The sequence below is a fragment of the Sulfitobacter sp. G21635-S1 genome, from assembly GCF_027213915.1.
Lineage (GTDB): Bacteria > Pseudomonadota > Alphaproteobacteria > Rhodobacterales > Rhodobacteraceae > Sulfitobacter.
Genome location: NZ_JAPWGV010000009.1, coordinates 129,119 through 142,102 on the forward strand (window position 1 = coordinate 129,119; position 12,984 = coordinate 142,102).

The 12,984-nt window shown below is 63.7% G+C and carries 15 protein-coding genes; 5 read left to right on the forward strand and 10 right to left on the reverse strand.

From position 1 onward, the window contains the following. Window positions 1–46 precede the first annotated feature (46 nt). Entirely contained in the window at window positions 47–1,309 is a 1,263-nt protein-coding gene (purD, locus tag O4H53_RS11190; RefSeq protein ID WP_269363824.1) for a phosphoribosylamine--glycine ligase, read from the forward strand. A gap of 37 nt (window positions 1,310–1,346) precedes the next feature. Here the strand turns inward: purD and O4H53_RS11195 are convergent, their stop codons facing one another. From O4H53_RS11195 to O4H53_RS11205, 3 genes are read right to left on the reverse strand one after another with little or no spacing between them, the layout of a single operon-like run. Next, the gene (locus O4H53_RS11195) at window positions 1,347–1,718 is read right to left on the reverse strand and encodes a hypothetical protein (protein ID WP_269363825.1); all 372 of its coding nucleotides are present in this window, start codon (window positions 1,716–1,718) and stop codon (window positions 1,347–1,349) included. Between the two features lie 22 nt (window positions 1,719–1,740). After that, window positions 1,741–2,550: an FG-GAP repeat domain-containing protein gene (locus O4H53_RS11200; RefSeq protein ID WP_269363827.1), complete on the reverse strand. Its 810-nt coding sequence runs from the start codon at window positions 2,548–2,550 to the stop codon at window positions 1,741–1,743. Continuing rightward, entirely contained in the window at window positions 2,550–2,873 is a 324-nt protein-coding gene (locus tag O4H53_RS11205; RefSeq protein ID WP_269363829.1) for a 2Fe-2S iron-sulfur cluster-binding protein, read from the reverse strand. The genes O4H53_RS11200 and O4H53_RS11205 overlap by 1 nt, the downstream gene beginning before the upstream one ends. A gap of 672 nt (window positions 2,874–3,545) precedes the next feature. Here O4H53_RS11205 and O4H53_RS11210 point away from each other — a divergent pair. The 4 genes from O4H53_RS11210 (at window position 3,546) to O4H53_RS11225 (ending at window position 5,491) form a co-directional block, all read left to right on the forward strand. Then, window positions 3,546–4,103, forward strand: a complete 558-nt coding sequence (locus O4H53_RS11210) for a peptidoglycan-binding domain-containing protein (RefSeq protein ID WP_269363831.1) — start codon at window positions 3,546–3,548, stop codon at window positions 4,101–4,103. Window positions 4,104–4,335: 232 nt separating this feature from the next. Beyond that, entirely contained in the window at window positions 4,336–4,656 is a 321-nt protein-coding gene (locus O4H53_RS11215; protein WP_269363833.1) for an ArsR/SmtB family transcription factor, read from the forward strand. Next, window positions 4,653–5,099 (forward strand): SRPBCC family protein, encoded by a 447-nt coding sequence (locus O4H53_RS11220; protein ID WP_269363834.1) that lies wholly within the window; start codon window positions 4,653–4,655, stop codon window positions 5,097–5,099. The genes O4H53_RS11215 and O4H53_RS11220 overlap by 4 nt, the downstream gene beginning before the upstream one ends. A gap of 35 nt (window positions 5,100–5,134) precedes the next feature. After that, entirely contained in the window at window positions 5,135–5,491 is a 357-nt protein-coding gene (locus O4H53_RS11225) for a GFA family protein (protein ID WP_269363835.1), read from the forward strand. A gap of 325 nt (window positions 5,492–5,816) precedes the next feature. Here O4H53_RS11225 and O4H53_RS11230 read toward each other — a convergent pair whose 3' ends face one another. The 7 genes from O4H53_RS11230 to rpiA form a co-directional block, all read right to left on the reverse strand. After that, entirely contained in the window at window positions 5,817–6,020 is a 204-nt protein-coding gene (locus O4H53_RS11230; RefSeq protein WP_269363837.1) for a hypothetical protein, read from the reverse strand. 239 nt (window positions 6,021–6,259) lie between these two features. Next, window positions 6,260–7,741 carry a DegQ family serine endoprotease gene (locus O4H53_RS11235; protein ID WP_269363839.1) on the reverse strand — a complete coding sequence of 494 codons (1,482 nt, stop codon included), beginning with the start codon at window positions 7,739–7,741 and terminating at the stop codon, window positions 6,260–6,262. Between the two features lie 224 nt (window positions 7,742–7,965). Next, window positions 7,966–8,160 (reverse strand): DUF2065 domain-containing protein, encoded by a 195-nt coding sequence (locus tag O4H53_RS11240; RefSeq protein ID WP_114275723.1) that lies wholly within the window; start codon window positions 8,158–8,160, stop codon window positions 7,966–7,968. Further along, window positions 8,157–9,056, reverse strand: coding sequence for a protease modulator HflC (hflC, locus tag O4H53_RS11245; RefSeq protein ID WP_269363842.1), 900 nt, complete (start codon window positions 9,054–9,056; stop codon window positions 8,157–8,159). Before hflC ends, O4H53_RS11240 begins: the two co-directional genes overlap by 4 nt. Beyond that, window positions 9,056–10,270, reverse strand: coding sequence for an FtsH protease activity modulator HflK (hflK, locus tag O4H53_RS11250; protein ID WP_269363843.1), 1,215 nt, complete (start codon window positions 10,268–10,270; stop codon window positions 9,056–9,058). Before hflK ends, hflC begins: the two co-directional genes overlap by 1 nt. A gap of 86 nt (window positions 10,271–10,356) precedes the next feature. Then, window positions 10,357–11,802 carry an FAD-dependent oxidoreductase gene (locus O4H53_RS11255; protein WP_269363845.1) on the reverse strand — a complete coding sequence of 482 codons (1,446 nt, stop codon included), beginning with the start codon at window positions 11,800–11,802 and terminating at the stop codon, window positions 10,357–10,359. A 20-nt stretch (window positions 11,803–11,822) separates the two neighbouring features. Then, on the reverse strand, window positions 11,823–12,611 hold the full coding sequence (gene rpiA / locus O4H53_RS11260; protein ID WP_114275726.1) for a ribose-5-phosphate isomerase RpiA: 789 nt from the start codon (window positions 12,609–12,611) through the stop codon (window positions 11,823–11,825). Window positions 12,612–12,984: the final 373 nt, after the last annotated feature.

A 12,984-nucleotide genomic window follows, 5' to 3' on the forward strand; every position in this document is an offset into this window, starting at 1 on the left:
TGCAGAATAGAACGCGGGCAGACAAAGGCCAAGGGAGTGCAGCCCCATGAATATCCTCATTTTGGGCAGTGGCGGACGCGAACACAGCCTCGCCTGGGCGACGTTACAGAACCCCAAGTGTGACAAGCTGATCGTGGCGCCGGGCAATGCGGGCATCGCGATGATCGCGGATTGCGCGGATCTGGACATCATGGATGGCGGCGCGGTCACCGTGTTCTGCGACGAGAACAACATCGACTTCGTGATCGTCGGGCCGGAGGCGCCTCTGGCCGCCGGTGTCGCGGATGATCTGCGCGGCGCGGGCTATCCGGTCTTTGGCCCTTCGGCAGCGGCGGCAGCCCTTGAGGCCTCCAAGGCCTTTACCAAGGAAATCTGCGATGCCGCAGGCGCGCCCACGGCGGCCTATGGCCATTTCACCGATGCCGATGCCGCCCGCGCCCATGTGCGTGAACACGGCGCGCCCATCGTGATCAAGGCCGATGGCCTGGCGGCTGGCAAAGGCGTGATCATCGCCATGACCGACGAAGAGGCGCTGGCAGCGGTCGACACGATGTTCGACGGCACCTTTGGCGATGCCGGCACCGAAGTGGTGATCGAAGAGTTCATGGAGGGCGAGGAAGCCTCCTTCTTCGTGCTCTGCGACGGCGACACCGTGCTGCCCATCGGCACCGCACAGGACCACAAGCGCGTGGGCGACGGCGACACCGGGCCGAACACCGGCGGCATGGGGGCCTATTCCCCCGCCCCGGTGCTGACCGATGAAATCGCGGAACGTGCCATGGCCGAGATCATCCGCCCCTGCATGGCCGAGATGGTCCGCCGGGGCACGCCCTATCAGGGGGTGCTCTATGCCGGGTTGATGATCAAGGACGGCGCCCCGCGTCTGGTGGAATACAACGTGCGCTTCGGCGACCCGGAATGCCAGGTGCTGATGATGCGGCTGGGCGCGCAGGCCTTTGACCTGATGCATGCCACCGCCCAGGGCCGCCTGTCGGAGGCCCGCGTGAACTGGGCCGAGGATCACGCGGTCACTGTTGTGATGGCCGCAAACGGCTATCCCGGGGACTACGAAAAGGGCAGCGTGATCAAGGGGTTGGAAAGCCTGCCCGAGGACAGCGCCAATATGGCCTTCCATGCCGGCACCGCCCGCAAGGACGGGCAGTTCCTGGCCGCCGGTGGCCGCGTGCTGAACATCACCGCGCGCGGTGCCTCGCTGGCCGAGGCACAGGCCCGGGCCTATGCGATGGTGGACCAGATCGACTGGCCCGAAGGGTTCTGCCGCCGGGACATCGGCTGGCGCGCCCTGTGAGCCAGCTGCCCGCCCTGGACGTGACCGGCGACGCCGGTCAGGACAGCGGCGCGTCCTGGCAGGCCACCGGCAGGTCGGTGATCCGGGTGACCTCCTGAACCGACCCGCGCAGGGATTGCATGACCAGGGTGCCGTTGCGGTCGTGCGGATACCAGCAATGGCTGATATGTTCCTGATCTTCATAGCGGAAACAGACCTGGTCCTGGGTCAGGGTGACATGACCGTAGGTGCAGCTGCCGTCGCGCCGGGCCCAGACGGTCTGATGGCGCGACAGGAATTCCTCGACCCCGACAAGCCGGCCATCCAGCATGTTTTCAAAGGTCAGGGTGCGGCCAACGGCGCGGTCCATGAATTGCTCTGGTGTGATCCGGGTCTGGGCCAGCCCCGCCGTTGTGCCAAGTATCAGCATTATGACAGCGCAGCGCAGCATTTCAGCAGGCCAATGCCCTGGTGAAATCCGCAGGACCCCGGTGCGGCCCCGCATCGCGCGCCGTCAGCGCGCCGCCCGCAAGGCCAAGTGCGACGATTCGCTGCCAGTCCGCATCCGCGACAATGATCTCGGGCGCGCCGCCGCAGCGCCTGATCCCGCCTGCAATCCCGGTGTCGCCGATCCGGTGATTGGTAAAGCCTGCGCGGCGCGCGACCTGCCGCAGCCTGCCATCCTCGAACCGCCAGATCCGCAGGACTTTGGCCAGATGCGGCCGGTCGATATAGGCGATCTCCGTCAGCCCGTCGCCATCCAGATCCGCCACCCCGACCGGTGCCAGCCATCGGAACCGCTGACCGATATAGGGTGTCGCGGCGACCAGCCCGGCGCCATTGTAGACCGCAAGCCGCGCGCCCAGGTCGCGGTGGCTTTCCACCACGACCACCTCCTGCTGCCCGTCCCCGTCCAGATCGGCAAGCCTTGGGGCCACATCCTCGAACACGCGCTCGGGCGGCAGGGTCAGAATATGGGGGGTGGGCTGTCCGGCGTATTGGATCACCAGCGCGCCATGCTCCACCGCGTCCCCCAGGACGCCATGCGGATAGCGGGTGGTCGGCGCATCATAGCGCGCCCGGTCGATCGGCCCCTGCGGCAGATCCTGCGCGGCAAGGGCGGCACCGGCCCCCCCCGCCGTCATGACGCAAAGCGCCAGCCGCCCGCTGCGCAACTGCGCGCGCCACTCCCGGAACGACAGACGCAGCGCGCGTCTGGCAGCTGTATCTTCAAGTATCTTGAAGACACAGCCCCCGATCATCAGATCTGCTTTTCCGGCATCTGCACCCGCAGGCCGTCCAGCGCATCGGTCACCTTCAGCTGGCAGGTCAGCCGGGACCGCTCCGCATCGGGCTCATAGGCAAAGTCCAGCATGTCCTCTTCCATGTCGTCCTTTGGCGGCAGTTTCTCGATCCAGGCCGGATCCACGTAGACGTGGCAGGTCGAACAGGCGCAGGCACCGCCGCAATCGGCCTCGATCCCCGGAATATTGTTGTCGCGGGCGCCTTCCATCACGGTCATCCCGTTGGCGACCTCTACGACATGTTCTTTGCCACCATGTTCCACGTAGGTAATCTTGGCCATTCCTGGTCCCTTCCTGAGAAATCCTTTCATGGGTTTTAGCGGTGTGGCAATTTCTCTGCCACCCCCATTTCGCTGCTGATCAACAGCAAAACCATCACCGGTGTTCAGCATGAACCGACATAGCTGCGCAAGCCAATCGACAGGATTGCTGTCCTCGCTTCCGAATCCGAACCATCGCGCAGATCGTAGCGAAGGGCGGGAGAGAGACCTTTCCGCTTTCCCAAGCGCGGAATCAAGGCCGCAGGCCGCCGCGCATCGCCGGGCCGTCCCCTGGCACGGCGATTTGGCTGCTGTTATGCCACATCGTCATGTAGGATGTGCTTGGCTGCCATTAAGTGCCAGTCACTGAGGTCGGATCGCCGAACCACGGCCCGTCGATGCGTGGCTTGACGTTTCGTTGCGAACGGCAACAAAGTCCACTCAGCCGCCATTCGTCAACTTGTCGATGAAGGTCCGCTCTCAGCATGACTATGCCGACTGGGCGTGTCGATCCTGGCTGACTGGCTGTGTTGAAAGCCCCGGATCATGGCTGTCGGTTTGCGTGATCACCCCCATTTCGCCGCTGTGTCGCGGTGGCCGGGGAAACTGGCCCCGATGGGCCGGCTGCGCTAGGCAAGGGAGGCGAGACCCTCTAGAGTGATCAGCAAATTCCAGACCCAAAGGTATTGGGCCATGTCACAGGCGATTTTCCCACCGGCGCGCGTATTGCGCCTTTGCTTTCCTCTCTTGCTCAGTCTCGGGGTCGCTGCCTGCGATCTTGCGGCACCGGCAGCGGATGCGCCTCCGGAACCCGGCGTGGTGGAGGCCACGCGAAACGGGCCCGAGGGCGCGCCGCCGGGCAGTTGCTGGGGCCGCACGGTCAGCCCGGCGGTCTTTGAAACCGTGACAGAGCAGGTCCAGGTCGAACCGGCCAGGATGAACCCCGACGGCAGCGTGGCCAAACCGCCGGTTTACCGGTCGGAAACCCATCAGGAGATGGTGGTGGCCCGGCGCGACAATTGGTTTGAAACCCCCTGCCCCGAGGTCCTGACGCCCGAATTCGTGGCCTCGCTGCAACGCGCGCTGTCGGCCCGCGGGCTTTACACCCAGCAGATCACCGGCACCCTGGACGATGCCACCCGCGCGGCGGTGCAGCGCTATCAGAAGCCCACGGGGCCGGACAGCGGTGTGCTCTCGCTCGAAACCGCGCGTGGCCTGGGGTTGATCGCGGTGGCGCGCGACCCCGCCTAAAGCAGACAAGCCGAATCGCCGGCAAAAACCCCACGGGTTTCCCGCAGGGCCCCTTTTGGCCTGGGTCATATGAACATGCCCCCCCGGGGCCGGCCCTTGCAACAGATGATGCCATTGAGCACCCGCATCGGGCGCGACGCTTGCACCCGGATTCATGCAGGTATTTGCCTGCATGTATTGACAGGCAGGTAAATGCCTGCATATATAACCTCCATCGCTCAAGGAGAGTCGCATGGATGACGACAAGGTGTTCAAGGCGCTGGCCGATCCGAACCGCAGGCAATTGCTTGACCGGCTTTGCGACCAGAACGGCCAGACACTCGGGCAGCTCTGCACCTCCATGGACATGAAACGCCAATCCGTGACCCAGCATCTCGGCCTTCTTGAGCAGGCCAATCTGATCAGCACCGCCCGTCGCGGGCGCGAGAAACTGCATTTCATCAACCCGGTCCCGCTCTACGAGGTTTACGCGCGCTGGATCCGGAAATTCGAGGAAGGCCGTCTGGGCCTTCTCCACGACCTCAAACAGGAACTTGAAAGGAACGGGAAATGACCGACAAATCCGCCAGCTTCATCTATGTGACCTTTATCCGCACAACGCCTGAAAAGCTGTTCGAGGCGATCACAAGGCCCGAGGTCTGCCGCCGCTACTGGGGCCATGAGAATGTCTCGGAGGACTGGCAGCCCGGGTCCGACTGGCAGCACGTCAAGGTCGGGGAAACCCGCAGCGTCGAGCTGGTCGGCAAGGTCATCGAATGCGACCCGCCAAAGCGCCTTGTCGTCAGTTGGGCCAACGAAAGCCAGAAGGACGATCCTGACCAGTACAGCCGGGTCACCTATGACATCGAAGGCAAGGGCGACATGGTCAAGCTGACTGTCTCGCATGACGAATTGCAGCCCGGCAGCGGCATGTTGAAAGGCATCAGCGCGGGCTGGCCGATTGTCCTGTCCAGCATGAAATCCTTCCTCGAAACCGGTCAGGGCCTGGACATCTGACCGCATCCGGACACATCAGAACAAAGGAAAAGAAGATGAGCGCACAGACCTATCACGGAAGCTGCCACTGCGGTGCGGTGGCATTTGAGGTGACATTGGCACTGGATCACCTGGTGACCTGCAATTGTTCCATCTGCCGCCGCCAGGGCACGATACTCGGCTTTGCCCCGGCGGAAAACTTCACCTTGCTGAAGGGGGCGGAGAACCTGAGCGACTACCAGTTCGCCTCCGGCAACATCCATCATGAATTCTGCAAGACCTGCGGGGTGAAGTCATTCAGCAGGGGTGTGGGCGCGGATGGTGTCGAAATGCGCGCCATCAACGTGCGTTGCCTCGACGGGGTGGATATCGACAGCCTGTCGCCGCAGAAATACGATGGCGCAAGCCTGTAGGGGTGACAGGGCCCGGCGCCTGCTGGTGATCACGAAACCCGGCACTCAGACGGAGCAGGTCAGATGGCGGCATTGCGGACAGAGCTGCCGTGCCATTGGCGCGGTGCATACCCCCAAGCGCCTCTGCCCGGCGTCAGCCGGGCATCGCCCGACCTCCCCCCGGAGGGCGATTTTGCACCGTCAGCCAAGCCATGATCCGGTCTGCGGGCTGAAACGTTTCCCATCACATACAGGTCTGGAACGCCCTCCAGGTCGGGCGATGCCCGGCTGACGCCTCATGTCAATAAGGACTCTTTCCGGACCTTCGCTGCGACGGGTGTGAAGGTCAGATAAACGGGAAATTGCTGCCGTCGAACAGTGGAACCCAAGCCCGGAACAAGCCGCAGGCGCCGGGCCATCGCCTGCCCGTGCGTCGCACCAGAGGTGCGCCGTTGATCGTCGGCATGCCTTTGGCATGACGGGTAGGCGATTTGGTGAGGCTGGGTGTTCCCTCGATGGGGTTCATCACGGTTGAGAAATAAAGTGGCATGAACCAAAGTCAGCATCGCCCACCCCGGGCAGGCGACGGCCCGGCTTGCGCTTCGCGTCACTCTGGGCTCGAACCTGCCTTTTGCCGCGGTTTCGATGAATGACAGCTCTGCCCCCGCCCCATCCTTCCGACATCGCATCGCCCTCCGGATCGACGATGGTACGCCAAAGCCGGTTTTGCCCGGCATCTGACGAAGGCGCGACCTTTCGCACCTTCGCATCACGACGGGCAAGGAAGGCTCAGCCGTTGTCCAGCGTCAGCGCCACGAAGCGGGGATCACCGGCGCGGCGCACCAGCAGCAGGAGCGATTTGCGGCCCGCGTCCTGTGCCGCTTCGATCCGCGCTTCCAGATCCGCGATGGAGGTCACCTTCTGCTGACCGGCCTCGGTGATGATATCGCCGATACGCAGCCCTTTCTCGAAGGCTTCCGATGCTTCATCCACCTCGGTCACCGCCAGGCCATCGGTGCCCGCATCGGCCCCCAGTTCCTCGCGGATCTCATCGGTGAGCGGCGTCAGGGTCAGACCCAGCATGGAGGTCTGGGCCGGTGCATCCTGCGGCGCATCCTCGGGGGTCGCGGCCGGTTCCTCGCTGTCCGCATCCTCGCGGCGGCCCAGCACCACCTTGACGGTCTGGCTCTTGCCCTCGCGCATCACGGTGACGCGCACGCTGGCCCCGACCGGCGAATTGCCGACCTGGCGCACCAATGCGCGCGTATCGGCCACTTCGACACCATCAAAGGACATGATCACATCCCCGGTCAGCAGGCCCGCTTCCTTGGCGGGGCCCTCCGGCACATCGGTGATCAGCGCGCCGGTTGCCTTGGCAAGGCCCATCGCATCCGCCACGTCCTGCGTCACATCCTGAATGCGCACGCCCAGCCAGCCGCGCCGGGTCTCGCCATATTCCTTGAGCTGGTCGACCACGCGGGTGACCACGTTGGAGGCCATCGAGAAGCCGATCCCGATGGAGCCGCCATTGGGTGACAGGATCGCGGTGTTCACCCCGATCACCTGGCCGTCCATGTTGAACAGCGGCCCGCCGGAGTTGCCCCGGTTGATCGCCGCATCGGTCTGGATGTAATCGTCATAGGTGCCCGACAAGGCGCGGTTGCGCGCCGACACGATGCCCGCGCTGACGGAAAACCCCTGCCCCAGCGGGTTGCCCATGGCGATGACCCAATCGCCCACACGCGCCTTGTTGCTGTCGCCGAAGGTCACATAGGGCAGCGGGCTGTCCGCCTCTACCTTGAGCAGGGCAATGTCGGTGTTGGGGTCGGTGCCGATCACCTTGGCGATCAGCTCCTTGCCGGAAAAGAATTCGATGGTGATCTCATCCGCGCCGTCGATCACGTGGTTGTTGGTGACCACATAGCCGTCTTCCGAGATCACAAAGCCGGAACCCAGCGCAGAGGAGCGGCGCGGTCTTTCGCCGTTGCCGCCATTGTTGCGGTCGCGGAATTCGCGAAAGAAATCCTCAAAGGGAGAGCCTTCCGGCACGATGCCCTGCGGGCCGGTGCGCCCTTCGACAACCGTCGAGGTGGTGATGTTCACCACCGAGGGGCTGATCTGTTCCGCCAGCGGGGCCAGGCTTTCTGGCTTGGCCAATACCGCGATGGCCTGCGCCACAATCAGCACAAAGGCCAGCAGGCTCAACATCAGCCCCCGGAACATCCGGCTTTCATGGAATGGGACGGCGCGCACTTGTGCCCGTGACTGCATTGGGTCTTCTCCTGCTTTATCCGATGGGGCAAGCCTGCCCGAAACATCTTGCCGACAGAGTGCATGGTGAACCTATGCACCGCAATATCAAAGATGTGCCTGATCACGGGGTTTTCAACAGCGCCGGGCCCAATCTGTGCAGGGCGGCCGCCCGCTGGCGCCTGAAACGGGCCGGGGCGTCATCGTGACAGGGATTTACCGGGGTGTTCAGCCCCTGCGCCGGCTTACAGGCCGATCTGGAAGGCGGTCCAGATCAGGATCAGCCCACAGACCACGACCAGCGCACCGATCTGCCGCACCGCCCCCTGCGGCATCTCGCGCAGCAGTTCCAGCATACGCTCCAAAAGCGAAGGGGCCAGCGCATAGACCAGCCCCTCCAGAACCATCACCAGCCCGAAAGCCAGCAGCAGCAATGTCACCGGGTTTCACCCTCGACAGAGCGGCTGCCCTGGTCGGACCGCAGATAGTTGAAGAACTCCGAATCCGGGGACATGACCATGGTCGAATTCGACCCTTTCAGCGCTTCTTCATAGGCGGTCAGGGACCGGTAGAATTCAAAGAATTCCTGATCCTTGCCATAGGCCTGCGCAAAGATCTTGTTGCGCTCGGCGTCTGCCTCACCCTCGATGATGCGCGCATCGCGGCGCGCTTCGGAGAGGATTTCCTCATAGGTCCGGTCGGCCAGCGCCCGGATCCGTTGCGCCGCTTCCTGGCCACGGGCGCGTTCGTCTGTCGCCTCGCGGTCCCGCTCGGCGATCATCCGTTGCAGGGTCGCGTCAAAGTTCTGCTCAGGCAGGTTCGTCTGCCGCAGCCGCACATCCACAACGCTCAGCCCCAGCACGCTTGCACGCTGGTCCGCATTCTCGCGGATCTGGTCCATCAGCCCCGACCGTTCCGGCGACAGGATGGTGTTCGACGTCACCCCCTGCGAGCCGAGCACGGCGCGGATCTGCGATTCCATGATGCCGCTCAGGTCGTTTTCGGCCTGACGCTGGCCGCCGACACCAATGGCCTGACGGAACTGCACGACATCATCAATGCGGTAGAGCACCAGCGCATCGACCAGCAGGCGCCGGTCATCGGCCGGTGTGATCTCGATCAGCTCGGTCTCAAGCGTGAGGATCCGGTCCTCGAAGCGCACGACCTCGTCCAGCAGCGGCACCTTGAAGCCGATGCCCGGCTCGGTCCTGACCTGCTTGATCTGGCCAAAGCGCAGAACCAGGGCTTTCTCGCGTTCGTCCACGACAAAGATCGACGACAGCAGCGCGACAAGCGCAATCACCGCGATGGGTATCAAAAATCCGATCCTGCGCATCAGTTCGACCCTCCATTGCGACGCAACTCGTTCAGCGGCAGATAGGGCACGACGCCCTGCCCCCCGCCGGTGCCGCCGACACCACCCTCAAGGATGATCTTGTCGACATCGCCCAGCACCTTCTGCATGGTTTCGATGTAAAGACGCTTGCGCGTCACCTCCGGGGCCTGCTGATATTCCGTCAGCACCGCCTCGAAACGGCTCGCCTCACCTACCGCGTCATTGACGACACGCGCCCGGTAACCTTCGGCGGCTTCCAGCAATTGCGCGCTTTCGCCGCGCGCTTCGGCGGTGCGCCGGTTGGCATAGGCATCCGCCTGACGTTCAAGCCGGTCGCGTTCCTGTTCGGCCGCCTGCACGTCGCGGAAGGCATCCACAGCCGATTCCTGCGTGGTGACACCATCGGTGTTGGTGATCGTGACAGTCTGGCTGGGCGGGTCCACCTTGTTCAGGTTGACACGCAGGATGTTGATCCCGGTTTCACGGTTGTCCAGCGTCGTCTGGATCAGTTCCTTGACGCGGTCTGCCACCGCCCCCCGGTCCCGGTTCAGGATCGGTGCCAGTTCGGACTGCGCGATGACCTCCCGCATGGCGGATTCCGAAATCGCCCGCACGCTGGCTTCCGGGTCGCGCAGCGAGAACTTGAAATCGCGCGCGTTCTTGATGTTCCAGACCACCTGAAAGTCGATGTCCACGATATTCTCGTCCGTGGTCAGCATCAGGCCGTCATTGTCCGATGCACCGCGGCCCACGCCGATCTCTTCGGTGCGGTTGGTGGTCACGTCAAAGACTTCTGCGGTGACAAAGGGCCATGGGGCAAAGTTCAGACCTTCGGTGCCGACCTGGTAAAATTCACCCAGGAAAAGCTCGATGGACTGCTGTTCGGGGCGTACCGTGTAAAAGCTGGTAAAGGCCCAAAGCCCCGCCGCCGCCAGAAGGCCAAGCCCGACCGTGCCGCGCGTCAGCGCAGGGCCACCATTGCCGCCACCGCCGCCGGTGCCATTGCCCCGGTTCCGGTTGCCGCCGCCCATCAGGACGCGAAGCTGTTCCTGGCCCTTCTTGACCAGATCGTCGATTTCGGGGATCTGCGGCTTGTCGCTGCCCTGCCCGCGGCCACCCTGGCCACGATCGCCGCCCTGTCCGCCTTGCCCCTTGTCACGACCTCCGCCGTTGTTGCCGCCCCCTCCCCAGGGGCCGCCCGAATTGCCAGCCATAAGTCTTTTCCCCTCTGTGCCGCGAAACACGGCCTTCTCAAGTTACTCTATGTACGCTTTTGAATGTGGGCGCAAACAGCCCGGATTCAAGCAGTGCGGACCGGCTTGCGCATGGTGACCAGTTCTTCCGACATGGTCGGATGCACCGCACAGGTTGCATCGAACTGTTCCTTGGTCAGCTTCGCCTTGACCGCAATGCCCGCCATCTGGATCAATTCGCCCGCATTGGGTGCGACGATATGGCAGCCCAGCACAACGCGGGTTTCGCGCGACACCACCAGTTTCATCAGCACCCGGTCGGATTTGCCCGCAAAGGCGCTCTGCATCGGTTTGAACGAAGTGCAATAGATCTCGACCGGCTCGCGGTCGCGCGCCTCTTCCTCGCTCAGCCCCACCGTGCCCATCTCGGGCTGGGTGAAGATGGCCGAGGGGATCAGATCATGATCCACCGGGGTCGGATTGCCGCCAAAGACGGTCTCGACAAAGGCCATCCCCTCGCGGATCGCAACCGGTGTCAGGTTCACCCGGTCGGTCACATCGCCGATGGCATAGACCGAGGGCACGCCGGTCTGGCTGTATTCATCCACCTTGATCTCGCCGCGACGGCCCAGGGTCACGCCGATCTCTTCCAGCCCCATGTCCTTGCTCGACGGGTCGCGCCCGGTGGCGAAAAGCACCATGTCAAAGACCTTTTCGCCGCCATTGGTCGATTTGACCCAGACCGGCCCGGACCGGCCCGCGGCCTGTTTCACGCCTGCCCCCATGGAGGCAGCGGATGCGGTGGGCTGCGGGCCATCCTTGCGGTCCTCGGCCAGGGCCATCTCGACGATATTGGTGCCGGTGTGCAGGTCGATGCCGCTGTCGCGCATGCTTTCGGCGACAAGCCCACGCGCTTCGTCGTCAAAGCCACGCAGGATCTGCGCGCCACGGTAATATTGCGTCACCTCGACACCCAGACCGCGCAGGATGCAGGCGAATTCACAGGCGATATAGCCGCCGCCGATGATCAGGATGGATTTCGGCAGCTGGTCCAGATGAAAGATGTCATCCGACACGATGCCCAGCTCCGCATTCGGTAGATCAGGGCGCACCGGATGGCCGCCGGTCGCCACCAGAATATGTTTCGCCGTCTTCGTGGTGCCATCGGCCAGTTCCACCGTATGCGCATCCTTCAGGCGCGCGCGCAGATCAAAGGTCTCCACCCCGGAATTGGCCAGCAACTTGCGATAGACCCCTTCCAGCCGGTCGAGTTCCTGCGTCAGCCGGCCCCGGAAATCCTGCCAGTCAAACGGCCCCTGCCTGTGGTCCCAGCCATAGCTTCTCGCCTCTTCCACCACATCGGAATAGGTGGAGGCAAAGACCATCAGCTTTTTCGGCACGCAGCCCCGGATCACGCAGGTGCCGCCATAGCGGTCATCCTCTGCCAGCGCGACCTTTGCCCCGTATTCGCCTGCGGCGACACGCGCGGCGCGCACCCCGCCAGAGCCGCCGCCGATCACAAAAAGATCATAGTCGAAATCGGTGTCAGCCATTGGTTCTTCCTTATTCTCGGTCACTCGCTGAGGTCGGAAAACAGATTGTCCGTTTCCACAAAGTCCAGCCGCTCCGTCGCGACTGTCCCCTCATTTATGTCGCGCACCTCGACCCTGCCATCCCCGTAGCCGATCACGACTGCGTCACAGATGTCGATGAACAACCCGTTCTCGACCACGCCGGGCATCTGGTTCAGAACCAGCGCCAGCTGCCGCGCATTGCCGATCCGGTTCAGGTGCAGATCGAGGATATGGTTGCCCTCGTCGGTGATGAAGGGGGTATCACCGTTCATCCGCAGGGTCGAAGACCGGCCCAGCACATCCATCGAGATCAGCGTTTCCTCCACCAGCGCCTGGGTGGTCTGCCAGCCAAAGGGGATCACCTCGATCGGCAGGGGAAAGGCGCCCAGATGTTCGACTTCCTTGCCGATATCCGCGATGACCACCATCTGGTCGCTTGCCGTCGCCACGATCTTTTCCTGCAGCAGCGCGCCGCCGCCGCCCTTGATCAGGTTCAGCTCGCCGTCGAATTCATCCGCCCCGTCAATGGTCAGGTCCAGCCATTTCGCCTCATCCAGCGAAATCACCTCGATGCCCACGTTGCGGGCCAGTTCCGCCGTGCGCGCCGATGTCGGCACGCCCCGGATGCGCAGCCCGTCATCGCGCACCATTTCGCCCAGGCAGCGCACCAGCCAGGCGGCGGTGGACCCGGTGCCCAGCCCCACGCGCATGCCGTCTTCGACAAACTGGGCCGCGCGTTTCGCGGCAACAAACTTTGCCTTGTCGATGGGAGACAGTTCTCCGGCCATGAGGCAGCTTCCTTTTGCGTAACCTGACCGGGTTATAGGGACATTAGCGGCCCGGTGCGAGGGGCTAGCGCCGGGTTTTTGTGTGAAATCGAAAGCACCGGGCCAAAACCGCCCCGGGGCCGGTGCGCCAACCCGGCGGTCACCCATGCGGCATCACGCAGCACCCGCCATCAGCGCCGCAATCGCGGTGCCAGGGCGGGACAGGCACCGGCACCGGCGGCATCGATTCCCCCCGGCAGCGCCAGCCGGGCCAGTCCCGTGCCGGGGGGAGGATTCTATCCGTTTTCATCATGGCTGTCCGGCACCGACACCCCCGGACACGCCGAAAGCCTGCGCGGAAGAGTACCGCAGTGACAAAAACGGTCGTTTCTGC

Excerpts from the sequence above, each read along its gene's own strand:
- O4H53_RS11195 (WP_269363825.1), bottom strand. The coding sequence starts at position 1,718 with ATGCTGATACTTGGCACAACGGCGGGGCTGGCCCAGACCCGGATCACA.
- hflC (WP_269363842.1), bottom strand. The coding sequence starts at position 9,056 with ATGCGCAGGATCGGATTTTTGATACCCATCGCGGTGATTGCGCTTGTC.
- O4H53_RS11210 (WP_269363831.1), top strand. The coding sequence starts at position 3,546 with ATGTCACAGGCGATTTTCCCACCGGCGCGCGTATTGCGCCTTTGCTTT.
- rpiA (WP_114275726.1), bottom strand. The coding sequence starts at position 12,611 with ATGGCCGGAGAACTGTCTCCCATCGACAAGGCAAAGTTTGTTGCCGCG.
- O4H53_RS11200 (WP_269363827.1), bottom strand. The coding sequence starts at position 2,550 with ATGATCGGGGGCTGTGTCTTCAAGATACTTGAAGATACAGCTGCCAGA.
- O4H53_RS11225 (WP_269363835.1), top strand. The coding sequence starts at position 5,135 with ATGAGCGCACAGACCTATCACGGAAGCTGCCACTGCGGTGCGGTGGCA.
- hflK (WP_269363843.1), bottom strand. The coding sequence starts at position 10,270 with ATGGCTGGCAATTCGGGCGGCCCCTGGGGAGGGGGCGGCAACAACGGC.
- O4H53_RS11255 (WP_269363845.1), bottom strand. The coding sequence starts at position 11,802 with ATGGCTGACACCGATTTCGACTATGATCTTTTTGTGATCGGCGGCGGC.
- O4H53_RS11235 (WP_269363839.1), bottom strand. The coding sequence starts at position 7,741 with ATGCAGTCACGGGCACAAGTGCGCGCCGTCCCATTCCATGAAAGCCGG.
- O4H53_RS11220 (WP_269363834.1), top strand. The coding sequence starts at position 4,653 with ATGACCGACAAATCCGCCAGCTTCATCTATGTGACCTTTATCCGCACA.
- purD (WP_269363824.1), top strand. The coding sequence starts at position 47 with ATGAATATCCTCATTTTGGGCAGTGGCGGACGCGAACACAGCCTCGCC.
- O4H53_RS11205 (WP_269363829.1), bottom strand. The coding sequence starts at position 2,873 with ATGGCCAAGATTACCTACGTGGAACATGGTGGCAAAGAACATGTCGTA.
- O4H53_RS11215 (WP_269363833.1), top strand. The coding sequence starts at position 4,336 with ATGGATGACGACAAGGTGTTCAAGGCGCTGGCCGATCCGAACCGCAGG.
- O4H53_RS11230 (WP_269363837.1), bottom strand. The coding sequence starts at position 6,020 with ATGCCACTTTATTTCTCAACCGTGATGAACCCCATCGAGGGAACACCC.